Source organism: Marinibium conchae (assembly GCF_015595035.1).
In the GTDB taxonomy this organism is placed as follows: domain Bacteria; phylum Pseudomonadota; class Gammaproteobacteria; order Enterobacterales; family Alteromonadaceae; genus Glaciecola.
This window is the reverse complement of record NZ_JADNRN010000001.1, coordinates 492,900-518,453: the sequence shown is the minus strand read 5'-3', so window position 1 is coordinate 518,453 and position 25,554 is coordinate 492,900. Positions and strand designations below refer to the sequence as shown.

16 protein-coding genes are annotated in these 25,554 nt (G+C 44.6%); 11 read left to right on the top strand and 5 right to left on the bottom strand.

Translation table 11 applies throughout. The features are described 5' to 3' along the window. Both ISG33_RS02115 and ISG33_RS02110 read left to right on the top strand, forming a co-directional pair. On the top strand, positions 1–2,235 hold the full coding sequence (locus ISG33_RS02115) for a TonB-dependent receptor family protein (RefSeq protein WP_229333419.1): 2,235 nt from the start codon (positions 1–3) through the stop codon (positions 2,233–2,235). 1 nt (position 2,236) lies between these two features. Then, the gene (locus ISG33_RS02110) at positions 2,237–3,355 is read left to right on the top strand and encodes a DUF1513 domain-containing protein (protein WP_195731913.1); all 1,119 of its coding nucleotides are present in this window, start codon (positions 2,237–2,239) and stop codon (positions 3,353–3,355) included. A 229-nt stretch (positions 3,356–3,584) separates the two neighbouring features. On the opposite strand, the gene recA is transcribed toward ISG33_RS02110, so the two are convergent. Then, the gene (gene recA / locus ISG33_RS02105; RefSeq protein ID WP_195732983.1) at positions 3,585–4,637 is read right to left on the bottom strand and encodes a recombinase RecA; all 1,053 of its coding nucleotides are present in this window, start codon (positions 4,635–4,637) and stop codon (positions 3,585–3,587) included. 349 nt (positions 4,638–4,986) lie between these two features. Continuing rightward, positions 4,987–5,553: a CinA family protein gene (locus ISG33_RS02100; protein ID WP_195731912.1), complete on the bottom strand. Its 567-nt coding sequence runs from the start codon at positions 5,551–5,553 to the stop codon at positions 4,987–4,989. 47 nt (positions 5,554–5,600) lie between these two features. Between ISG33_RS02100 and mutS the strand changes: the two genes are divergently transcribed. The 4 genes from mutS (at position 5,601) to ISG33_RS02080 (ending at position 12,284) form a co-directional block, all read left to right on the top strand. After that, entirely contained in the window at positions 5,601–8,294 is a 2,694-nt protein-coding gene (mutS, locus tag ISG33_RS02095) for a DNA mismatch repair protein MutS (RefSeq protein ID WP_195731911.1), read from the top strand. Positions 8,295–8,555: 261 nt separating this feature from the next. Beyond that, a complete protein-coding gene (gene pyrG / locus ISG33_RS02090; RefSeq protein ID WP_195731910.1) occupies positions 8,556–10,184 on the top strand; it encodes a CTP synthase in 1,629 nt (542 codons plus the stop codon). Positions 10,185–10,208: 24 nt separating this feature from the next. Beyond that, on the top strand, positions 10,209–11,510 hold the full coding sequence (gene eno / locus ISG33_RS02085) for a phosphopyruvate hydratase (protein WP_195731909.1): 1,302 nt from the start codon (positions 10,209–10,211) through the stop codon (positions 11,508–11,510). A gap of 123 nt (positions 11,511–11,633) precedes the next feature. Beyond that, positions 11,634–12,284, top strand: coding sequence for a hypothetical protein (locus ISG33_RS02080; protein ID WP_195731908.1), 651 nt, complete (start codon positions 11,634–11,636; stop codon positions 12,282–12,284). Here ISG33_RS02080 and ISG33_RS02075 read toward each other — a convergent pair. After that, entirely contained in the window at positions 12,277–13,299 is a 1,023-nt protein-coding gene (locus ISG33_RS02075) for a hypothetical protein (protein ID WP_195731907.1), read from the bottom strand. The two genes, ISG33_RS02080 and ISG33_RS02075, sit on opposite strands and share 8 nt — an antisense overlap. Before the next feature lie 199 nt (positions 13,300–13,498). On the opposite strand from ISG33_RS02075, the gene ISG33_RS02070 reads away from it, so the two are divergent. Then, positions 13,499–14,617 carry a hypothetical protein gene (locus ISG33_RS02070; RefSeq protein WP_195731906.1) on the top strand — a complete coding sequence of 373 codons (1,119 nt, stop codon included), beginning with the start codon at positions 13,499–13,501 and terminating at the stop codon, positions 14,615–14,617. A 269-nt stretch (positions 14,618–14,886) separates the two neighbouring features. Here ISG33_RS02070 and ISG33_RS02065 read toward each other — a convergent pair whose 3' ends face one another. Both ISG33_RS02065 and ISG33_RS02060 read right to left on the bottom strand, forming a co-directional pair. Then, positions 14,887–15,951, bottom strand: coding sequence for an MbnH family di-heme enzyme (locus ISG33_RS02065; protein ID WP_195731905.1), 1,065 nt, complete (start codon positions 15,949–15,951; stop codon positions 14,887–14,889). Further along, complete coding sequence (locus ISG33_RS02060) at positions 15,952–17,070, bottom strand: MbnP family copper-binding protein (protein ID WP_195731904.1); 1,119 nt, start codon at positions 17,068–17,070, stop codon at positions 15,952–15,954. Between ISG33_RS02060 and ISG33_RS02055 the strand changes: the two genes are divergently transcribed. The 4 genes from ISG33_RS02055 (at position 17,069) to ISG33_RS02040 (ending at position 25,339) form a co-directional block, all read left to right on the top strand. Continuing rightward, positions 17,069–19,873, top strand: a complete 2,805-nt coding sequence (locus ISG33_RS02055) for a choice-of-anchor B family protein (RefSeq protein WP_195731903.1) — start codon at positions 17,069–17,071, stop codon at positions 19,871–19,873. The genes ISG33_RS02060 and ISG33_RS02055 overlap by 2 nt on opposite strands. Continuing rightward, positions 19,848–21,653 carry an ABC transporter transmembrane domain-containing protein gene (locus ISG33_RS02050; RefSeq protein ID WP_195731902.1) on the top strand — a complete coding sequence of 602 codons (1,806 nt, stop codon included), beginning with the start codon at positions 19,848–19,850 and terminating at the stop codon, positions 21,651–21,653. Before ISG33_RS02055 ends, ISG33_RS02050 begins: the two co-directional genes overlap by 26 nt. A gap of 216 nt (positions 21,654–21,869) precedes the next feature. Next, positions 21,870–24,425 carry a zinc-dependent metalloprotease gene (locus ISG33_RS02045; protein WP_195731901.1) on the top strand — a complete coding sequence of 852 codons (2,556 nt, stop codon included), beginning with the start codon at positions 21,870–21,872 and terminating at the stop codon, positions 24,423–24,425. Positions 24,426–25,048: 623 nt separating this feature from the next. Continuing rightward, a complete protein-coding gene (locus tag ISG33_RS02040) occupies positions 25,049–25,339 on the top strand; it encodes a GIY-YIG nuclease family protein (protein WP_370545291.1) in 291 nt (96 codons plus the stop codon). Positions 25,340–25,554 lie beyond the last annotated feature (215 nt).

Genomic DNA, 25,554 nt, shown 5'->3' with positions numbered 1-25,554 from the left:
ATGGCTATAGCTAGTTCAAATACAAAGTACATGTGCACCATAGCCGCTTCGGTGCTTGCTACATTAAGTATCAGCAAGGGCGTATTAGCGGAAGAGAAAACCAATGATAAGATAGAAGTCATCCAAATTTTTGGTAGTAAAAACGACCTTAAAACCGCAACAGGCTCTGGCGCTGTGCTAACGGAAGAGCAACTTGAGCTTTACGAGTTCGACGATATTCATCGAGTGCTACAGAGTGTGCCTGGCGTTTACATCCGTGAAGAAGATGGTTATGGCTTAAGACCAAATATTGGTTTACGTGGAGCCACTAGCGAGAGAAGTAGCAAAATTGCCTTAATGGAAGATGGCGTGTTGTTGTCGCCTGCACCCTATTCTGCTCCGGCTGCATATTTTTTCCCATTAGTAAGCAGAATGACCGCCGTCGAGGTTTTCAAGGGGCCTGCAGCAATCAAGTATGGTCCAAACACGGTTGGCGGGGCGATCAATATGGTATCGCGCCCAATCAACGAGTCACAATCGCCCAGTAAAGGTCAGATAGATTTCTCCGCAGGCCAACAAGACTATCGTAAGCTACATGCTTACTATTCCGATACCTTAGAGCACCTTGGCGATGACATTGGTTATTTAGTTGAAGGCATAAACCTTCATACCGACGGGTTTAAAACTCTAGCGTCGGGTGACTCCACTGGCTTTGCAAAAAATGAGCTATTGGGCAAACTTAGCTACAGCCCTAAAAATAGTCGTTACAATCAATATTACGAGTTAAAAGTCGGCTATGCAGATGAAGTATCAAATGAAACCTATCTGGGTTTGAGCGATGCCGATTTCAAGCAAAACCCCTACTTGCGTTACCCAGCAAGTGCGAATGACAAGTTCGATTGGGAACATTTTCAAATACAGTTATCTCATTACGCTGAGCTGAGTCCAAATTTGACTCTATTCACTCAAGCCTACCGTCGAGATTTCAACCGTGATTGGGACAGGCTTAACGGATTCGCGGGGAATCGAAGCATCGAGACCGTGTTGCGCTCACCTGATACAGGCTTGAACGCATTATTCTTCCAAGTACTTAATGGCGAGCGCGATAGCTTAACTAACGACGAAGCACTCGAATTTACATTAAATGATCGGACCTTCTTTTCTCAAGGTATTCAGTCGAAGTTGTTTTACGACCTTCAAGTGAACAACTTCGATGTCAGCTTGGAAGCCGGGTTTCGCATTCATCAAGATCAGGTTGAACGATTACATCGAGCAAGATACTTCAATATGGTTAATGCTGAATTGGTGTTCTCAGGCAGACCAGAAGTTGTATTGCTAAGCAACAAAGATAAAACAACGGCTATTGCTTCCTATATCGACGCTAAGCTTCAAGCCGATATGTTAACCCTCAATGCCGGATTGCGAGCAGAGCATATTGAAGGGCAAGCCAATGACTTTCTCAGCGAAAGCACCTTAACAACGACAGCCAACAACAGCGATACTGTCGTATTACCGGGTATAGGGGCCTTCTATCAAATAAATGATACTTTTGGATTACTTGCAGGCGTAAACAAAGGTTTCGTGCCAAACAGTCCCGGTCAAAACGATGATATCGACCCAGAAGAAAGTTGGAATTATGAATTAGGTGCCCGAGCAAGTGGAAACAACTGGAACGCAGAAGCTATTGCATTTTACTTCGACTACAGTAATTTGAAAGGCACCTGCACATTTTCAAGTGGTTGTACTAGCGATTTAAATCAAGAATTCAATGGCGGCGAAGTAATCATTCAGGGTGTAGAGTTCAGCGCTAATGCAGACCTTGATTTATCGAAGACGCTCTCTGTACCGCTTAGCCTTGCTTATACTTTTACCGAGTCTGAATTCCAAAATGACTTTCGCTCTGAATTTTCTCAATGGGGGAATATCTCGGCTGGCGATGAGCTGCCCTACCTACCTGAGAACCAGCTAAACATACAAGTAGGTCTTCAAGCTCAACATTGGCAGGTAGCCATGAATATCAAGCACAGCAGTGAAATGCTTGAAGCGGCTGGCAGTGGAACGGATCTCAGCGGCCTTAGCACTGAGAGCTTACTTCAGATTGACGTATCAGGCTGGTACCAAATTCAAGCCGCAACCCGAATTTACATAAAAATAGACAACCTAAGCGATGAAACCCAGATAGTCTCGCGTAGACCCTTTGGTGCTCGCCCCGGCAAACCTCAACAGCTTATTGTTGGAATAAAGTACGAGTTTTAATATGAATAGACGACTGTTTCTTAAGCTTTCCATGAATGGCGTCGCTGCGGCCAGCATTCTGGGCACTAGTAGCCTTATTGTTGGGTGTGATGTACTAAAGCAAGCGCGTTGGTTTGCTAGCGTAGTGAAAGAGATAGACGGAAGCTATTCTGTTGCTGCGGTCGATGTATTGGGGAACATCATTTCAAAGGTAGCCTTACCGCAGCGCGCACATGATGTTTTAGAAATGCCTCATAAGCCTGGGCACGTGCTTGTATTTGCAAGGCGACCAGACCGCTTTGCAATGGAGATTGACCTAGCTTCTGGGCAGATTGTAAAACGCTTTAGTAGCCAAGCCGATACCCATTTCTATGGCCACGGAGTGCTATCGAAAAACGGCGACTATTTGTTCACCACTGAAAATCGCTATGACTTCAAACAAGGCCTAATTGTTGTGCGTAATACTAGCACCTTTGAAGTTGAAGGGCGTTTCGACTCTCATGGTATCGGCCCGCATGAGTTAGTATTTATGCCCGATAATAACACCTTGGCACTTGCAAACGGTGGCATAGAAACGCACCCGGACTACCCGCGTATAAAGCTTAACTTAGACTCGATGCAGTCAAACCTAAGTTATATTAATAGTCAAACGGGTGCATTAGAGCATCAAGTATTACCCAAAGACCCACAGTTGAGTCTTCGTCATCTCGATGTGAACCCGCAAGGAAGAGTTGTAGTTGGGGCACAATACCAAGGGAAAAGAGGTAAAATACAAGCACTAGTATTTTCGCATCACATGCATGATAAAGAGCTCATGCCGATGCAAGCCTCGAATACGCAGTGGCAACAAATGCAACAATATACTGCAAGTGTGGTATGTCATCAAAACCAAGCTTATGTAACTTGCCCTCGCGGAAACTCGCTATTTATATTTGATTTGGTAAAAAATAAAGCACTCGCTCAAATAACACAAAAAGACGTAGCCGGCCTCGTAAAAACAGGCTCTGGGATTGCCAGTTCAAACGGGCTTGGGCAAATCTCTTTGCTTAAAGGAAGGGCGAGCGCTCCTGCTTATAAAGAGCTCAACTTTCCTTCGCTAAAATTCGATAATCACATGACAAGCATCATAGCGGCGACATAGAGTCAGAGGCTGAAAGTCTAGGACGTATGTGCATGCACTTGAGACCGCAGAACGACAAGGCTGTCGTTTGAGAGTAGGCAGGATGCCGAAAAGCACACATATTATATAGGTGCTTTCTTAATTTTTCGCTTCTAAAAAATTCTCAACTTAATAAAAAAAATGGCTGAACAAGTCAGTCATTCAAGGGGATTGTAAGAGCGTCGGCTGCTCTTACGCAACGCTAAAGTTGTTATTCAGCCGAAGTAAGCTCTTCTGCTGCAGCCGCGGCCGCGTCGGCCTCTTCTTTTTTCGTTTTTGGAAGAAGCAATTCAGCTCTGATGCGAGCTTCAATTTCATTCGCCATTTCAACATGCTCTTTCAAATATTTAACGACATTGGCTTTACCTTGACCGATTCGTTCGCCATTGTAGCTATACCATGCACCAGCTTTCTCTACATACTTTAACTTAACACCTAGGTCGATAAGTTCAGCTTCTTTAGAAATACCAGCACCATACATAATTTGGAATTCAGCCTGCTTGAAAGGAGGGGCAACTTTGTTCTTCACGACTTTCACGCGAGTTTCGTTACCAACCACTTCATCACCGTCTTTGATTGCGCCGATACGACGAATATCCAAACGTACAGATGAATAGAATTTCAGCGCATTACCGCCTGTTGTGGTTTCAGGATTGCCGAACATCACACCAATTTTCATACGAATTTGGTTAATGAAAATACATAGTGTGTTTGAACGTTTTATATTTGCAGTTAACTTACGCAAGGCCTGAGACATTAAACGAGCTTGCAAACCAACATGAGAGTCGCCCATGTCGCCTTCAATTTCCGCTTTTGGTGTAAGTGCCGCTACTGAGTCAACAATCACAACATCAACTGCATTTGAACGTACAAGCATGTCGCAAATTTCAAGTGCTTGTTCACCCGTATCAGGTTGTGACACAAGTAGGTCGTCGATGTTTACACCAAGCTTTTCTGCATATACTGGATCAAGGGCATGCTCAGCATCAACGAAGGCGCAGGTTTTTCCTTTCTTTTGCGCTTCCGCGATAACTTGCAAGGTAAGGGTTGTTTTACCAGAAGATTCAGGACCATAAATTTCAACAACTCGTCCACAGGGTAAACCGCCTATTCCCAAAGCAATATCGATACTTAGAGAGCCCGTAGAAATGGCTTCAATGTCCATAGCTTGGTTGTCGCCTAAGCGCATGATTGCACCTTTACCAAATTGCTTCTCAATCTGGCCGAGTGCCGCATCTAGTGCGCGACTTTTATTCTCGTTCATGTTTTTGTCCTCTTTACCTGTTCTTCTAGCTGGAGAATTCTTTTCTGCTTTTGGCGCGGATTTCTTTAACATGGCTTGTACTCCTATGAATGTACGCTTAGTTTCTATTTATTTTAATTAGTCGCTGCTTGCATTCATTTGCCAAGCTGAAGTTTCACACACCTAATCATTTATATCGCAAGTATACTGTATAACCATACAGTTGCAACACTGTATTTTATAAATTTTGTATCTTAATGAAATTTCTAGATTTTTTATTTTTGGTGAGTCAATGTTTGGGCTATTGCAGTGCTTTTTACACAGTATTTCACTCTAAAAAATCATAAAGCACAGCATATACTGTATAGAATTACGCGGAAACTGTGCTGTCGATCAGTTCTTTTAAAGAAAGGCTAATCGCCTGTTCACGCACTTCGGCTCTATCGCCGTTGAAGCAGCGAGAGAAGTTTCTTATAGTTGCTTTTCCCGTTATGTTTGATGTTGCCGACGCAATGGCAAACCATACGAGGCCAACAGGTTTCTCGGGGCTGCCACCGTCAGGACCAGCTATGCCGCTTACCGCAACACATAAATCTGCACCGCTTGCGTGTAAGCCGCCAGCAGCCATCTCTTCAACAGTCTGAGCCGACACCGCACCAAACTCGCTCAAGGTGTCGTTCAATACACCTACCTCTTCATGTTTAGCTTGATTAGAATACGTCACCCAGGATTTTTCAAACCAAGCCGACGAACCAGCAACCTCAGTAATAGCAAAGGCAATGCCACCACCAGTGCATGACTCAACAGTGGCCACCTTTTTATTTTGCTCTGCAAGCTCGTTGCCAAGCTCGATCGCCAAACTCTTTATATTTTTTGTTTTGAAGTTTTGCAAAGTTCTGTTTATATCCGACTGGTTTTCATTACAATAGCGCCACATAATAATGACATGAACCTGTCGCTACAATAAAAACATTCGCGGGCTGTATGCAAACATCAAAAAACAATCAAGTATCTACTGAAGCCTCAAATTCGTTGTCGAAAAGCAAAGCCAAGGCTGGGCCTGCGAATACGCCTATGATGACGCAATACTTAAAAATAAAAGCCGAACATCCGGATATTCTTTTATTTTATAGAATGGGTGACTTTTACGAATTGTTTTTTGATGATGCCAAGAAAGCCTCGAATTTGTTAAACATATCCTTAACCGCTCGCGGTAAGTCGGGTGGTGAACCGATCCCAATGGCCGGTGTGCCCTATCATGCTGCCGAAAACTACTTAGCAAAACTTGTAAAAATGGGTGAATCAGTCGCTGTTTGCGAGCAAGTCGGCGATCCTGCCACCAGCAAGGGCCCCGTAGAGCGCAAAGTTCAGCGTATCGTTACACCTGGTACCGTTACTGACGAAGCACTGCTTGAAGAAAATCGTGATTCCATATTATTGGCCGTTACTCAACAAAAGCAACAGAATCAGGTAACTTATGGCCTAGCCTACGTCGACTTAGCCAGCGGACGCTTTCAAGTAATAGATGTGGTGGGCGACGAGGCATTGCAAGCCGAGCTACAAAGACTTCAACCTGCGGAGCTCTTATATCCAGAACAATGTACATTTTTTCATTTAATTGAAAACCATAAAGGTTTACGGCGCAGACCTCAATGGGAATTTGATAGGGAAACCGCCGACAAAAAACTCAATGCACAGTTTGGCACAAGCTCTTTAGATGGTTTTGGCATAAACACTCAGCTTTGCGCTATTGGTGCAGCCGGTTGCATACTGCAATACATTCAAGACACCCAACGCACCGCTTTACCACACATTAGAAAGATTAGTGAGAACAAGGCTGATGAAGCGGTCTTGATGGATGCGGCTACACAACAGAATTTAGAACTCACGCGAAATCTGAGTGGAGGCGTTGATAACACACTTTTTTCTGTGCTTAATCACACTGCCACTGCGATGGGTAGCCGTTTGTTGCAACGCTGGTTGCATCGCCCTATCACTAACAAACAAGTGCTTAGCTTTCGACAGAACAGCGTTGCCGACATTCAAATGCATGATTACAGTGTACTGCATGAACTACTAAAAAGCATCGGTGACATCGAACGCATTCTTGCTCGAATGGCATTGCGTAGTGCTCGCCCAAGAGATTTTTCACGCCTTAAAGATGCATTAAATGTGCTCCCTAATTTACAGCAATGGCTTGCTGATGCACTCGCTAACAGCGAACATCGGTCATTCCGACACTTTATTGAAGAAATTGGCCAATATCCTGAGGCTGCAAGTCTCCTAAACAAGGCCATTACCGATAATCCTCCGGTAGTATTGCGTGATGGCGGCGTAATTGCCGACGGTTATTCTGCTGAGCTAGACGAACTTAGAGCGCTCTCGAAAGGGGCAACAGACTTCCTCGAGGAATTGGAAGAACGAGAACGAAACAGAACTGGCATCCCTACCCTTAAAGTCAATTACAATAGAGTGCATGGCTTTTTCATAGAAGTAAGCCGTGCAAATAGCGACAAAGTACCGCCTGATTATGTGCGCAGACAAACCCTAAAAAACAACGAACGCTACATTATTCCTGAATTAAAAGCACATGAAGATAAAGTACTCACAAGTCAAAGCCGTGCACTTGCGTTAGAAAAATCACTATACGAAGAACTTTTCGACATCCTAGCGCCACAGCTTGCCGACATGATGCAAAGTGCGGTGGCCTTGTCGACCCTAGATGTGCTAACTAATTTTGCAGAACGAGCCGATTCGCTAAACCTGTCGCGCCCCGCTCTAGTAGATGAAAATACGATTTCCTACGCTCAGGGCCGTCATTTAGTGGTTGAAGAAGTCATGAATTCGCCCTTTATTTCTAACCCGCTGTTCATGGACGACAGTAAGCGTATGCTCATGATTACCGGCCCTAACATGGGCGGTAAGTCAACCTATATGCGTCAAACAGCCCTCATCGTTTTACTTGCTTACACTGGGTGTTTTGTGCCAGCACAAGAAAGCTTAATTGGCCCAATCGACCGCATATTTACCCGTATTGGTGCGGCAGATGATCTCGCTTCTGGCCGGTCTACCTTCATGGTTGAAATGACCGAAACCGCCAACATCTTAAACAATGCAACACAAAATAGTTTAGTGCTGATGGATGAAATCGGTCGCGGAACCAGCACTTATGATGGTTTAAGTTTAGCTTGGTCATGCGCACAATGGCTATCAGAGCGTTTACAAGCCTTCACTCTTTTTGCGACCCACTATTTTGAGCTAACCGCCTTACCGGAGTTAATACCCACTATCAACAATGTGCACTTAAGCGCTGTAGAGCACAATGATGACATTCGTTTTATGCACCAAATTCAACAAGGTGCTGCGAGTAAGAGTTATGGCTTGCAAGTTGCCAAGTTAGCAGGCTTACCTAAGCCAGTTATTTACGCGGCAAAAAAGAAATTGCAGGAACTCGAAATGCTGGATCAGGTGCAACAACAAGGCGTAGCAACGGCAGATTTAACCGCTGAACAAGTTCAACAAGCTGCGAAAACCAAGCCTGCTCCACAACTGAGTATGAGCTTTGATGACGCCGAACATTGGCTGGAACACAAGCTTCGTACTATTGATATCGACGACTTGTCGCCACGAGAAGCTCTAGCGCTGATGTATCAATGGCGTAAAGAGCTAAACAAATAACGAAAACTGGCCTTTGTCACATAATTTTCATTTACTAAAAGGCCTATTTCTTAGTATACTATTCGCCCATCGAAACACAGCTAGCCTTTTATTCAAAAAGGGGCAAAGGTGTTTGTAAACCCAAATTACAACCATTAATCAAAGAGTCTACTCGCCCCATAAGGGTCGCCATGAGCCGCACAACCTGCATTGGCACCTTGGAGTAAAGCGTGGCTGTCTATTTGCTTTTGGTTTTGTTCAATTACGTACCTTAGGTTTTACATGACAAATTATATTTTCGTCACCGGTGGTGTTGTTTCATCATTAGGAAAAGGCATCGCAGCCGCATCATTAGCAGCAATACTAGAAGCAAGAGGCCTGAAGGTCACTATGCTCAAACTCGACCCTTACATCAATGTCGACCCTGGCACTATGAGCCCCATTCAACACGGCGAGGTATTTGTTACCGATGATGGCGCTGAAACCGATCTCGACCTAGGTCACTATGAACGCTTTATTCGTACTCGCATGAGCAAGCGCAATAACTTTACCACGGGTCGAGTGTATGAAGAGGTGTTAAAACGCGAGCGCAGAGGCGATTATCTAGGTGCGACCATTCAGGTTATTCCGCATATTACCAACGAAATTAAGCGCCGTGTGATCGCCGGTGCTGAAGGCAACGACGTTGCTATTGTAGAAGTAGGCGGCACGGTAGGTGATATTGAGTCACAACCTTTTATCGAAGCTATTCGTCAATTAGGTACTGAGGTTGGCCGTGATCATGCTATGTTCATGCACCTTACCCTAGTGCCTTATCTTGCGGCTTCTGGTGAAACCAAAACTAAACCCACCCAGCACTCGGTAAAAGAATTGCGTTCGGTAGGTATTCAACCCGACATTTTAGTGTGTCGTTCAGAAGTCCCTCTTCCGAATAACGAAAAAGCCAAAATAGCCCTATTTACTAACGTGAATGAGAAAGCCGTTATTTCGCTTCGTGACGCCAACAGCATCTATAAAATCCCTGCTGCGCTCAAAGCACAAGGTATGGACGAATTAGTAGTCAAACGCTTTGGCTATGACTGCCCTGAAGCCGACCTTAGCGAGTGGGAACAAGTATTATATGCAGAATCAAATCCTACTGGCGAAGTCAATGTGGGTATGGTGGGCAAATATGTTGAACTACCCGATGCCTACAAATCAGTAAATGAAGCACTAAAGCATGCCGGCTTGAAGAACCGTCTTACTGTGAACATTAAATATATCGATTCGCAAGACGTAGAGAGTAAGGGTGTGCATATCTTACACGACCTTGATGCCATCTTAGTGCCAGGTGGTTTTGGCGAGCGCGGCATTGAAGGGAAAATTGCGGCAGCTAAATACGCACGCGAAAATGACGTGCCTTATCTAGGTATCTGTTTGGGTATGCAGGTCGCATATATTGAGTTTGCGCGAAATGTTGCCGGAATGGAAAACGCGAACAGCACTGAATTCGCCCCTGACACGCCCTTCCCTGTGGTTGGCTTAATTACTGAGTGGTTAGATTCCGACGGTAGCAAAGAGATCCGAGATGTTACAACAGACTTAGGTGGTACTATGCGTGTGGGAAGTCAACTCTGTCACCTTGAAGAAGGAAGTAAAGTGGCCACCATGTACGGTGATACGCAAATACATGAGCGTCATCGTCATCGCTATGAAGTGAATAACAACTTGCGTGAGAGAATTGAAAATGCAGGTTTAAAAGTCAGTGGCTTATCAACTGACAAAGCCTTGGTGGAAGTGATTGAGCTAGAAGATCATCCTTGGTTTGTAGCAGGTCAATTCCACCCTGAGTTTAACTCTACGCCTCGCGATGGACACCCTTTATTTACGGGCTTCATCGCAGCAGCAGGCGAATATACGAAAAACAAGTAAAATCAACAAGTAAAAGGAACAAAAATGGCGAATATTAATCGCATAGTCGGTCGCGAAGTATTAGATTCAAGAGGCAATCCTACGGTAGAAGCAGATGTTTACCTAGATTGCGGTGCCATGGGTCGCGCTTGCGCTCCATCAGGTGCATCTACTGGCTCAAGAGAAGCCTTAGAGCTGCGTGACGGCGATAAATCTCGTTATTTAGGTAAGGGCGTATTAAAAGCCGTTGCCGCAATTAATGACAAAATTGCGCCAGCTTTAGCGGGTAAAGATGCCGGCGACCAAGCTGGCATAGACCAGGTAATGATTGATCTGGACGGTACAGAAAACAAAGAAGTGTTGGGCGCTAATGCAATCCTAGCGGTATCTTTAGCAGTGGCAAAAGCCGAAGCTATTAGCCAAAAGTTACCATTATACGCGCACATCGCTAACTTAAATGGCACTCCTGGCCAGTACAGCATGCCTGTACCAATGATGAATATCATCAACGGTGGAGAGCACGCAGACAACAACGTAGACATTCAAGAGTTTATGGTTCAGCCAGTTGGCGCGCCTTCTTTCTCAGAAGCTTTGCGCACGGGTGCTGAGATTTTCCATAGCTTGAAAAAAGTACTTTCTGCTAAGGGTCTTAATACCGCGGTTGGTGATGAAGGTGGTTTTGCACCAAACTTAACGTCGAATGCAGAAGCACTTGCTGTGATTGTCGAAGCTGTTGAAAATGCGGGCTATAAAATGGGTACAGACGTAACCCTCGCACTTGATTGTGCGGCGTCTGAGTTTTATAAAGACGGCAAGTATGTGCTAAGTGGTGAAGATAAGTCTTTTGATTCAAATGGCTTTAGCGACTACTTGGCTGATTTGGCAAACCAATACCCAATTGTTTCCATCGAAGATGGCTTAGACGAGAGTGATTGGGACGGTTGGGCATATAAAACCAAGATCCTAGGCGATAAAATTCAATTAGTAGGTGATGATTTATTTGTTACTAACACTAAGATTTTAGCGCGCGGCATTGAGAACGGTGTAGGTAACTCGATACTGATTAAATTCAATCAAATTGGTTCTTTAACTGAAACCTTGAACGCTATCAAAATGGCGAAAGACGCTGGCTTCACAGCCGTTATCTCTCATCGTTCCGGCGAAACTGAAGACGCAACTATTGCAGATTTAGCAGTGGGCACAGCAGCAGGCCAAATCAAAACTGGCTCGCTTTGTCGTTCTGACCGTGTTGCTAAATATAACCAACTACTTCGTATTGAAGCTGAGCTTGCCGAAAATGGCACGCCTGCACCATACAAGGGTTTATCAGAAATAAAAGGCCAGTAGTTATTCTATTGCTTTTAAACTAAAATCGAGAAATCGACATTGTTGTTAATGAAAGCGGCATCTTATTGTATTAAGATGCCGCTTCTATTTGAAAAGCCATAAAGTAGTATTTACTCGAGTAATATGAGCGACCAACACCCTAGCCAAACAAATATTTTCAATTTAGCTGAGCAATATCCAAATGTTGCTGAGCTTTGCAATGCCTTGTATGAAAGAGAGCTAGTGAATTTAGCATCCAGCAATATTAGCGATCCTATCCTTTTAAAACGCAAGCTAAGTGGTTTGTCCTATCATATTAAAAACGCGGCTGAGTTCCTCATTAATGAACCTACTCCGATTGATGTAGACGTGCACAACGGCACATGGAAATCGAAACAAGCGGGAAAATGCCCAGCAACAAAACTCTTAGAAGATGAAGAGGTGCTTGGTAAAACTGAGGCATGGTTTAATAAGCACTCTTATCACGGTGCAGTCGTATGTATTTACGTGAATGATTACGGCAATGAACATATTGAATTTGATTCCATTGACATGCTACCCACGCCACTAAACAAATTGCATACTAATAAGCACGGCTGGTTTGCACTCAATGGCAAGAGTTTGGAAGCGCAAGCTAAGCACGTAAGCCATCAGTTAGTTAAACCGAACAAAGCCATCGTAGGTGCAGCCTGCAGTGGTCATACATGGAATAGCAAAGGCAAAACCTCACCACGGGCACTTTCCTTAAGGGAGTTACTGCTCTCGACTAATATTAATTGGAAAACCTTTAAATAGACTCCAAAGCATCTTGCATGCTCGCATAATTCTCAAAGTCTACTAAGCGCTTTGCTGCTAAGGCTCTTACCTCCCTAGGAAGGCTGTTGTCATTCATAATCTGATTTAGTGTAAGCATCACCTCTTCTCCCGGATATGCGATATCTCGTATGCTTTGAAGTGCATTAAGCTGAGTACTTTCCGAGCCCTGAGATAAATGAATATTTACAATAGCTAACGCAGTTTCACCTTGAGACACTTGCAATAGTGTTGATAAGGCAATATTCGCGACACTTGGGTGACTGTCGGAGGCCAACTCATGCAGCCTGTCTACTATCAGTTTGTCGGTAAAGTCATTACTCAAACTTTTGCGTTCAGTGAGTTGCAAGGCCTTGATTAAATGCGTTAATGCCTCGGGATTTTCTGCGCTATACGATGCTTCGATAATTAAACTAACCATAAGCTCATATTGCTCAGTAGTTTGAACATCGGTAGATAACAGACGCGCTCCCTTTGATTGTAAATCTAGGTCAGTTGACCTTAGCAACGAAGCAATAAAACTCACTTTTTCAGGATGCAGGCAACGAAATAAGAGCTCAAAGGCCCTTTTTTGTTGCCAAGCGTTACCGGTATTTACATATAAATCTGCAATGTAAGCAAAGGCTTGTGGTGAACTATTTGTGAAATCAAGAAGGCTTTCAAAGTCAAAAATACTGTCGCTTATTGGAGACCGAAAATAGTCATTGAGCTCGTCCATGTTCGTCACTGTGACCATATTTTCCGATATAGTGGCATTATTACTTGCTACTTTTTGTGAATTTAACGAAGTGATTTGGGCCTGATTCCCCTTCGTTTCATGATAAAAAAATGGCCTTTGATTCTGTGTTGAATTAGCGTGCTCAAAAATTTTAACACCCTGTGCAATATGGGCTTGGTTAAAATCAGCTTTATTTTCTTGCAGAAAAAGCAAAGAGGAAATGGCTAATAAAATCGCTATAGCAATAAGCAAAAAGCTTGTTTTTAGACGAGCCAGCATTGTTGATCTACCTTCAAATTTCATACAAATTTCGAACGAAATTTAAACTATCATTAGCCACCTCCAAATGTAAATTTATTGTAGCAATTACCATATTTCGTAATTGCGTAGTGAAAAAAATGTACGTAATACTTTACGCGGATATGCATTTTCCGGTTGTACTTGTGTATCTCCATTTAACAAAACGAAGGGACACAGTATGAAAACAAAGTACTTACTAATCGGAATAAGCAGCTTAATCGTTGCCATATTCTTCAGTGCAAACGCAAGCGCTCAAGAAGCATGCAATTGGTACGGCCGCGATGTCGTTCCACTTTGCAAAAACAAGGCAGAAGGCTGGGGTAGAGAAAGTGGGCAGCGCTGTATTAGCAGAAATGCCTGTTTAAATGACCAACCTAGCAACCGTGGTGGCATTATCGGGAGCAATCCAGATGGTGGCTCCGGTGGCGGCGGATCAGGTGGCGGCTCGAACGGTGGTGATTCGGGTGGACCGTTTGATGGTCCAGATCAGTGTAACACTACAGCGCAATGCCAAGCCATGTTCGGCAGTGCTGCCACAGACTGTGCTGATAGCAGAAGCAATGCAAGCATCTGTATATGTGGCTCTCAGCGATGCGATGCTACGGGCGGCGGTTCTGGTGGTGGCTCAGGAAGTGGCAATTTCAGTAACGTAGCTCAGCCCCCATCCTCATGCAGTAACGCAAACCTCGACATGAGAAGTGATTTTAAATTACACACTATTCTCGATCGTAATACGTCTAGGAGCGATTTCGGTGACTATACTAACTGGTATACAGAGCAAGGTAATATGCAGCGCTTTCAGTTAAAAGACGGCGACCAAAATCAAACCTCGAGCATATTGCGCCCTCGAGTAGAAACGCATCAGTCTCCTAGATGGAAAAGAAGCAACCAAAGTTCATGGAGAGAATTTAGCGCGAATTATTACCTAGCCGATTGGGATGAAGGTCAGCTGTATGCTATTTTTCAGATCAAAACCAACGATGCTAGTAACTTCATTATACAAGCCTTAATCGACCGCGATGGCAGCCTAAAAATTGCTAGACGAGGAAAAGGCAGAGTAAAAATTGCTGATGATGTGTATCAAAAACCGTTTAACTTGCGTGTTCGTTCAAACGGCTTTCGAGTTGAAGTATATCTAAATTGCGATCGAGTTTTAGCTGAAAACCATCCACAGCCGAACCTTGAAAGTAATTCAACGCTATATGGGTGGAGATGGGGTCTTTATCGCCAACAAGCAGATGACGATAAACATGACGGCACTACGACCATGTTTGTAACCGGTGTTAACTACGAATAACCAGATACGGGGCGAAGAAGCTTCGCCCCCATCGTCATTTCTGCACCCCACCGTCATTTCTGCGAAAGCAGAAATCTAGTTTCCAACTTACGTTGGAATGACTGGTGAGGTTGGAATGACGAAGAAAAGCGTCATTTCTGCGAAAGCAGAAATCTAGTTTCCAACTTACGTTGGAATGACTGGTGAAGTTGGAATGACGAAGAAAAACGTCATTTCTGCGCCCCATCGTCATTTCTGCGAAGGCAGAAATCTCCGCAAAACCAACATCATCAATCTTTCACAAAGGACTCATCCGTTAAGCTTTCGAGGAAATTAATTAAATCGGTCTTCTCTTGTTCAGTAATATCAAAACCACGCACAAAAGGGCTCTTAAGTGGATTGTTTACGCCCTTCCCTCGGCCGCCGGCTGCGTAAATCTCTATCACCTCCGACAATGTAGCCACGCTACCATCGTGCATATAAGGGGCGGTAAGCTCGATGTTTCGCAAGGTAGGCGCTCTAAACTTCCCCCTATGCGCATCGTTCATCGTGATATCAGCCAAGCCTTGATCGCCATTTGCATAGCTACCTTTTTCATCTTCATTGTACAAGCCTGTGTTATGAAACGAGACCAAATCTAACTTTTGAAAGGCGTGCTTGCTCGACTGCGTAAAATTGAAACCGCCATGACAGTGAAAACACTCGAGCTTTTCTGAAAAGAACAGCTCCATACCGCGCAATTCCGACGCATTGAGAGCATCATCGTCATTATAATAAGCGTAGCGATCGAAGTCTGAATTGAAAGACGTTAAGCTGCGCACGTAACTTGCCAAGGCCTTTATAATGAAATCAAAGTTCGGCTCGCTACTACCAAATACCGCCTTAAATTCACTCGAGTAAGCGTCTAAACGTGCCAAAATCTCTTCTTCATGCCCGCTTACGCCCATTTCTATTGGCGCTTCATTGAACAATGGAATAAGGATCTGATTTTCAACAATTCCCAAGCTATCGTGTGCCCAAGTGAAACTGCCATTGTAGGCAATATTAACCAGAGCCATAGAGTTACGAGCAAGTTGGTCGCCCGTGGTGCCTACCGATACTTTTTTAGGCTCAGCAAAAGCGAAGGCTTTCATGTGGCACGAGGCACAAGACTGTTGTTGATTCACCGACAAACTAACATCATTAAACAGCTTTTCGCCCAGTGCGACCTTTTCCATCGTCATAGGATTATCAGCAGGTACATTAGGTGCTGGGAAGCCCTCAGGTATATCCCATACAAAAGGCGTTGGTTTAGGTGAGCATGCCGTCGTTAGCACAACAATCGTGCTCAGCAAAAGCAAGAAAACTCTGCGCATTTAACTACCCTTGCCTGTTAATATAGAAGCTGATTCAGCTGATGACGAAAATACATTTTGTGTTTTCAGATTGTTGAGTAAGTGCATACAACTTCTTTCGTCGATACTCGAAAACATGCAAGTTGTTGAGTTATCTACACTCAAACCTAACACTATTTTCTCTAAGTCTAAGGTGATAGAAGCCTTTAGCTGATCAGAAGCCTTCAGCTGGTCAGAAGCCTGTAGCGGCTCAGAAACCTTTAGCTGATGTATACCCTCATGCGTCGCAGCAGCCTTCAACTCAGCTTCAACCAACGACATCACTTCAACAGAAAAAGGGATGCGATTTGCTAAGTCACACTCACGTTTCGGGGCGCGTACCATCGCGGCAGAATCACAACCCACACTGCCCAAGTGAAATGACCACCGTTCGCCAGAATCTGCTTGCATATCCCAGCGTAAAAATTTATAGCCATTGCGCCACACCCAAAACATAGAGGAATCGTTCAAAGGAGAAGCTTGTAGTACTGGGTTTCCATGATTCAACGCGAAAGGTACACCCAGCGTGAAGTCAAGTCGGCTGGGCTGATCGGGGCGAAATTCTGGCTGAGTATTATCAGCGCTTGTTTTCAACAGATTCACACTTAGGCTCAAATTAGTACGCTGAACTTTACAATCGCCAGAGTGCCTAAGAAGGCCGACGTTCTGGCTTTGCCAAGGATTATCGACTAACGTTACTACATAGCGATTACCATTTTGCACGAAACGAAGTTCACTAATAAATGCCGCAAGTTCGTTAATTTTCCATACTTGTTGCTGCCCAGAGTTTCGTGTCGAAATCGGTGTGTCACAAGCTAGCATTTGCGAACCAAAGGCCGGTTGAAAACTTATGGTAACTTGATAAGCGTTTGCAGCTTGCAAGTCACCCTTAGGTGCTAACTGAGATGCACTAGGGCCTTCGGCATCATTCGGCTGACAAGCACTTAAGGCTGTCACACTGAATAGCAAAGCAAACACCCGAATAAACGAGGTGGGCACGGTATATAAAGTACGATGAATGAATGTCGCTAGGAAGTACTTTTTAAATGCGCCACAACATGTTAATAATGACCTTGAGTACACAATAAACGGAATCTTCATGAAAAAGTATCTCTTTAGTTTACGCATCTTGCTTGTAATTACCATAGGGATTTGTGCCCAAGCAAACGCACATATGGATCACGACAAAGCACGCTTCGTGTCACCAGACGGCCGTGATAGCGGTGACTGTAAAAACCGCTTTCGCCCCTGCGCAAGTATTGGCTACGCAGCTGAGCAAGCCAACAAAGGTGATGTTGTATTAGTTGCACAAGGTCATTACGAATTACGCAGCTTTTCCGATGTTTTTTATCTCATCAGCGACATCGTGCCCGCTTATGGCGGTTTTCAAACACTCGATAATTACCAAGCTCAAAACCCAAATGCTTTTCCGACGACGCTCTCGGGCGTTCCGTTAGAGTATGCACAACAACTCAGTGAAAAAGGCTTTAACGTTATTGTTGATAGCAAAGCTAACCAAAGCGACGAGGCACTCCATGAAAGCGCTGAGGCGCTCGATAAGGGCTTAGCACAGGTAAACGCGATGTACGAATCTCAAGCCGAAACCGCCTGCGTTGATGGCCTAGCAGGTGAGTTTCCTTGTAGTAATATGTCTTTACTTTCTCATGTTCCCGTACGTGAATTAACGCCTGAAAGTACGGCTGCTAATGATATCTGGGGGCATGTCGACCTAAATACGATGAAAGAATATGCCATTGTAGGCTCACGCAGGGCCGTAAGCTTGGTAGACGTATCAGACCCTGTAAACCCGGTTGTTATTAATAATATATTTGGTCAGAACACCACTTGGCGTGATATTAAAGTGCTACAGTATTTCAATGCCGATATGAATAAATGGGAAGCTTATGCATACGCTACTGCCGATAGCGCAAGTGAAGGCCTTACGATATTAAATCTAAGTAACCCCGACGACGGCATGATCTTAGTAGATCGCGACCTAAGCGATCTTTCTGCACATAACATCTACATTTCAAATGTTGATTACGGTTTGAATATTCAAAACTCATTGGCATTGCCACAGGCGCATATTTTAGGTTCTTCAAATGGCGGTGGTTCGCTTAGAAGCTATTTACTCACCGACCCAGAAAACATTCGCTCAACCTATCGCTTACCAGGCGCAACTCGTGCTGATTACACCCACGACGCGTCTTCTATGTTAATCAATGATGAACGCGCAGAACGGGATTGCGTGAATGCCTCTGCAGCAGGTTGTACCGTAATGCTCGACTTCAATGAAGGTACGCTGCGCTTGTGGGACCATTCAAACTTAAATACTTCGGTGGAATTGTCGTCGGTATCTTATCCCAATGCCGAATATACTCACTCAGGTTGGTGGAGTGAAGATCGCCAGTACGTGCTTGTGCACGATGAGCTCGATGAGCAACGCAATAGCCTCAATACCACTGTACACGTATTTGATGTCTCAGACTTAAACTCACCTAGCTTAGTCTCAACATGGGTTGGCCCAACCCGAGCAGTCGACCATAATGGTTTCGTAAGAGGCAATAAGTATTACATGTCGAACTACGAGCGTGGGGTAACTGTTTTGGATTTATCCGACCCAACAGCGCCTCGTGAAATAGGCTATTTTGATACCTTCCCTGCACGCACTTCAGCAGGTTTCAATGGTGCTTGGGGCGTATATCCCTACCTTCCTAGCGGTATAATTCTAGTGAGCGATATTCAAGGTGGCTTGTATATTATTAAGGATGAAACCCAAAGCAACCAAAAAGATGACATTAGCTTTTCAGCCAGTCAATACAGCGTCGCTGAAGGCACTAGCTTGGAAATTGCTGTTGAACGCAGCGGCGTTCAGCAAATAAGTGTCGATTACCATATTATTCGTGGGTCGACCGACGCAGACGATTTCGACTCGCTTGAGTCTGGCACCTTATCTTGGGCAGCCGATGAAAGTGAGCCTAAAACCATTACCATTGCGCCACTTGATGATGCCCAAGGTGAAACGATGGAAAGCTTATTCATCCGTTTAGAAAATGCATCACCTAGCGCAGAACTCATCACTCCCAATATTGCCAAAGTTGATGTTCTTAGTACCACCGCTCGGGCGTCTCTTGTTGCTATCAACGCCGATACGCTAAACGCAAAAGAAACCGACGCGTCGGTAAGCTTAACCCTTACTCGCTCAGGAGCTGCCGATACCGCGGCAAGTGTCACTATTGAACTCGACAACAGCGATGGTGTAGTCAATAGCGCTGAACTAGGAAGCGACTTAAACCTTGCTAGCAATACGCTCTCATGGGGAATAGGCGAAGTTGGCGATCGAAGCCTCAGCATTAATATAATTAACGATGACGAAAGTGAATCAACCGAAAGCATCAGTTTCGTGGTAAGTAACCCCGACAACGTCACTATTGAAGGAAACAACCGCGTTACCTTAACAATTCGCGATGACGAATCAAATCAAGCCCCTGTAGTAAATACCGACACTGAACTTAACGTTGTAGAAAGGCAAAGTGTGACAATGACGGCCACTGCTAACGACCCAGAAAATGATGATTTAAGCTTCACATGGGCGCAGACATCAGGAACACAGGTAACTCTTAGCAGTACAACAGGCTTAAGTACTCAATTCACTGCACCTAACGGCGAAGGGACATTAAGCTTTGACTTCACTGCAACCGACGACTTTGGTGTACAATCAACGGTGTCGGTAACGGTGAATGTAGAAGCCGACGCGCAGGTAAACCCTGTGCCACTTCCGATACCACCACCTCCTTCAAGCTCTGGTGGTGCAATTTCGCTAATCAATATATTGCTGCTTATTGCTTTACATAGGCGATATTGGCTAGCTAAGGGAAATGCTCAACGTAGGCAAGGTAATTGAGTCAGAAAGGAAATTGAAAAGCAGTAGGTCGATACTCGCCTGGTTATTTGCTCACCTTCGCCCTTACATGGCCAAGGTCGGTCTTGCGCTGGTCGCCTTATTAGTTGGCGCTCTCTCTTGGTTAGTGCTTGGTCAAGGCGTGCGCTTGGTGGTTGATCAGGGCTTTGTCGCTGGCGATGAAGAAATGCTCTACACCTCTCTACTCATAGTGCTAGGCATTGCTTTTGTCGGCAGTGTAGCCACCTACTGCCGCTTTTATCTTATGGTGTGGTTAGGTGAAAGGGTCTGCGCCGATATTAGAAAAGCCTTATTTTCCCATTTGGTCACACTGTCACCGAACTTTTTCGCCGAGGCAAGAACCGGTGAAGTTATTTCCCGCTTTACTTCCGACACTACGCTATTGCAGTCGGTTGTAGGCACTGGGGTATCGATGGCGCTTCGCTCCTTTGTGATGTTTATTGGCGCCTTGATCCTGATGGCGATAACCAGCACGACACTCACCCTGTACGTATTTATTGCGGTGCCAGTTATTCTGTTACCGATAAAGCTATTAGGCAAAAAAGTTCGGCACTTTGCTAAAGTCAGTCAAGATGACGTTGCCTCAATGGGCACTCTCATCGACGAAAACTTACATGAAATACATACCATTCAAGCTTATAACCACGAAGGCCCGAGCGTTAGAGCTTTTGATAAGAGTGCCGAAAAAATCATGCAAAGCGCAGCTAAGCGAATACATTATCGCGCTCTACTTATTGCCATGATCATGTTCATATCGTTGGGTTCCATCTTCGTCGTTGCTTGGATAGGCGCACTAGATGTTATTGCTGGAAGCATCACCCCTGGAGAACTTACCGCATTCGTTTTTTATGCGGTCTTAGCTGGCGGCGCCATAGCGACCATTAGCGAAGTGATTGGCGATCTACAAAAAGCCGCTGGTGCAAGCGAGCGCATCGTCGAGTTGATGCATACTCAACCCGACATACCTGTGTCGACGCTTACGCAAACGACCAAGCCAGCAATGTCAGCGCCAGAGCAAAGCCAAGATGGTGCGGCGATCTTGTCGCTTAATAAGGTTAACTTTGCCTATCCGTCAGTGCCAAATAAGCAAATCATTCACAACTTATCGTTTGAGGTAAAAAAAGGGCAAAAAATTGCTATCGTTGGTCACAGCGGTGCAGGTAAATCAACACTTTTCGATTTAATCATGCGCTTTTACGATATTGATTCTGGCAGCATTATGCTCAATCAAAAAAGCCATGTTGAACTCAACACCGCTGAGCTTCGCGCTAACTTCGCCTTAGTGCCTCAAGATGCGGTGATATTTGCCACCACCGTGCTCGACAATATTCGCCTTTCACAACCTGAGGCAAGTGAAGAAGCTGTTATTAGCGCTGCCAAGTTGGCCTATGCACATGAATTCATTGAAGGCTTTATTAACGGTTATCATACCGAGCTCGGCGAGCGCGGCGTGAAGCTCTCGGGTGGGCAAAAGCAGCGCATTGCCATCGCTAGAGCGATTCTGGCTAAGCGGCCTATTTTATTGCTTGATGAAGCCACCAGCGCACTAGACGCTAGCAGTGAAAAATACGTAAAACAAGCCCTTGATTCACTGATGAACCAAACGACCACGCTTATTATTGCGCACCGTTTATCGACAGTAATTAATGCCGACAACATTATTGTGCTTGAGAGTGGCAAACTGATAGCTCAGGGTAAACATCAAGAGCTATTGCAGAGTAGCTCAGTATACAAAGAATTTGTTGAGTTACAGTTGAGCTAAAGAGCTTGTAAAACCTTGTAACAATTAATCAATAATTTGTAATCCTGAGAAACTAAAAAGCAATTACGAAAGTAGTACTATACTGAAATTACTTTTTAGTGATATTAGCGTGTTCTGATAAGCGGCAAAGCATCGCGCAGAGTTAGCATTAGTATCACTAAAGAGCCATCGCGCCTTCGACAGAAAGGCAAAGTCTAATTAGCTTGGGAAAGCACCATGATTGTAAACTTTACACGTAAATCGTTAATGGCGATTTTCTTGTCTTCTATGGTTTTTACAGCCGTAGCAGAAGATAAAAAAGAAGATGCCAAAGACGAAGAAAAAAAGAAAGAAACACTCACTGAGATCTTAGAGAAAAAAGACGCCTTTGAAGGCTTTGTTGATATCTATCGCGACAAAGAAGACGGCAGCGGTTTAGTTGTTTTCGATGAAGAGCAATTAAATACACCCTTCCTTTACTTTGTATCAACTGTTGACGGCGCGGTAGCCGCAGGTACATTTAGAGGTCAATTCCGTGGCTCTCGTCTAATTGAATTTCGCCGCAATTACGACCGCATTGAAGTGGTATCAAAAACACCACGATTCTATTTCGACCCTGAAAATGCAGTTAGCCGAGCGGCAGACGCTAACATCAGCGAAGCTATTTTAGTTTCAACCAAGATTGAACACGAACACGAAGGCAAGATCGCGATTTCACTCGACGATTTATTTGCCAACGAAGATATGCATCGTGTGGCGCCTATGCCGTCTAACAACCCCGAAGCTGAAAAGCGCCGCTTTAAGCCAGGTAAATTGTCAAAAGACAAAACCGATATTCAGGAAGTGAATAACTTTCCCGAAAATACCCATGTTGTTGTTCGTTACGTGTATGAAAACAGCACACCAAAAGTGGGCGGTGGTGCTGAAGTATCGGATGCACGTTACACCTCTCTTCAAATTCAACATGCATTTATCAAAGCGCCCGAAAATAACTTCAAGCCTCGCAGAGACGACGCAAGAATCGGTTATTTCTCGCAACAGTTCGATGACCTGACGTCTGACCAAACAGCTAACTACCGCGATGTTATTAATCGCTGGCATCTAGAGAAGAAAAATCCGGGTGCTGAAGTATCTGACCCAGTTGAGCCTATCGTTTGGTGGATTGAAAATACTACTCCGGTTGAGTGGCGTGAAACGATTAAGAATGCAACTCTAGCGTGGAATTCCTCATTTGAAAAAGCAGGTATCAGCAATGCTATTGAAGTTAAAATTCAGCCTGACGATGCAGACTGGAGCTCTGATGATGTGCGTTACAACGTGCTACGCTGGACATCATCGCCTCGCCCTCCCTTTGGTGGTTATGGCCCGAGCATTGCCCACCCGCTAACAGGCCAAATTATCGGCTCTGATATTATGCTTGAGTACAGCTTTATGAAAGGCCGTTGGATAGCAAGTGAAATGTTTACAGACGGTTATGACGCACTAAGCGCAAGCCTTGAAGGTGACGACCGTATGATGTGTACCTTAGGCCATGAGCTAAATCTTGGAATGATGTTCGGAAAATATGCGGGTTTAGCCGATGGCATGGGCAAAATCGATGAAGATAAACTACTTCGTCAGTCTATGGCTTACCTTATTTTGCATGAAGTTGGTCACACGCTTGGTTTGAACCATAATATGATGGCCTCGCAGCTGCACAGTCACGATGATGCGCATGATGCATCGATCACTCAAGGTATACTTGCTGGTTCGGTTATGGATTACCCATCGGTGAACTATGCGCCAGTGGGTAAAGAGCAAGGTGATTTCTACACAGAAAAGCCGGGTCCTTACGACGATTGGGTTATTTTATATGGTTACTCAGAAGCTTTAAGCGATGCGGAAGCAGAAGAAAAGCGTCTCACCGCAATTTTAAACCGCTCTACAGAGCCTGAACTTGCCTTTGGTAATGATGCCGACGATATGCGCTCTCCGGGTCGTCACGTTGATCCTCGCATTAATATCTTCGACATGTCAGCTGAAGCTGTTGATTATGCACAAGACCGGTTTGCACTTATTAAACACATGGCTGGCAAACTGAAAGACAAAACGCTAGTTCCTGGTCGCTCACACAACGACCTAGCAACTGGTGTGAATGTTTTATTTGGTGAGTTTGCCCGTCAAGCGTCGGTGGTATCACGCTACATCGGTGGTGTTTATCTAAACCGTGCTTTTGTTGGCCAAGAAGGCTACACGCAGCCACTGACACCAGTGCCAGAAGCTGAGCAGAACAAGGCAATGAATACGCTAATGTCATTCGTGTTCGCACCAGATGCCATTAAAGAGATGGAACCCTTGTTTGCCTATATTCAACGCCAACGTCGTGGTTTCAGTGGTTGGGGACGCGACGAGTCACCGCGCTTACACGATATGTTACTAGGCGCGCAAAAGAACGTGTTAAACCATGTTATGCATCCTAATGTACTGATCCGTTTAACCGACACCACACTCTACGGAAATACCTTTACCGCTGAGAAAATGATGGGGCGTTTAACCGACGCTATCTTCAAGGCTGATATTAAAGGCGACGTAAACTCATACCGCAGAAATCTGCAAGTAGAATACGTTAATCGCCTAATAGCTATGTCAGGTTTGCAGAAGCAAAGCAGCTATGACAACTTCGCACAAGCATCAGCAACCTATGAGCTTGGCAGAGTCTTGAAAATGGTTGAGCGTTCACGTGGCGACCAAGCAACTAAAATCCATAAAAACTTCTTGAAAGATAAAATTCAAAGAGCTTTTTATAAAGGCTAAACGCCGTCCGCAACTTAACAAACGTCGTTCCCAACTAGATTGGGAACCTCAAAAACACACGTCGTTCCCAACTTGATTGGGAACCTCAAAAACAAACGTCGTTCCCAACTCGATTGGGAACCCCTAAAACAAACGTCGTTCCCAACTCGATTGGGAACCCCCAAAACAAACGTCGTTCCCAACTTGATTGGGAACCTCAAAAACAAACGTCGTTCCCAACTTGATTGGGAACCCCTAAAACAAACGTCGTTCACAACTAGATTGGGCCCCCCAGAACACACGTCGTTCCCAACTTGATTGGCCCCCCACAAAAAACACACGTCGTTCCCAACTTGATTGGGAACCCCAAAAACAAACATCGTTCCCAACTAGATTGGGAACCTCAAAAACAAACGTCGTTCCCAACTTGATTGGGAACCCCCAAAACAAACGTCGTTCCCAACTCGATTGGGAACCCCTAAAACAAACGTCGTTCCCAACTTGATTGGGAACCCCTAAAACAAACGTCGTTCCCAACTCGATTGGGAACCTCACACCCCATTAAAAAAGAAAAAAAACTGTACTTTCCACTACACTAAAATTGCTCTATTGTTTCTCAAAACGTCTAATTGAAAAGGAATTCAATGATGAAACAACCATGCGTGTACATCATCACCAACGATCGAAATACTACACTTTATATCGGAGTTACTAGCAACCTAGTTCAACGTATTTACCAGCATAAAAATAAGACTTTTAAAGGGTTTAGTGCCAAATATAACCTACACAAGCTTATTTATTTTGAGCAGTATGATGATATGTACAATGCAATAATACGGGAAAAACGTCTGAAAAAATGGAACAGGGATTGGAAAAACCAGCTAATAAGTAAGGGGAATCCTAACTGGATAGATCTTTATACGTCGTTGCTATGACTGGTAATTTTACATATCTTGCTTGATGTCGCGGGGTTCCCAATCGAGTTGGGAACGACGCCTTTTTTCGAGCTTCCCAATCTAGTTGGGAACGACGACTTTTTTTCGAGCTTCCCAATCTAGTTGGGAACGACGCCTTTTTTTCGAGGTTCCCAATCGAGTTGGGAACGACGCTTTTTTCGAGGTTCCCAATCTAGTTGGGAACGACGCCTTTT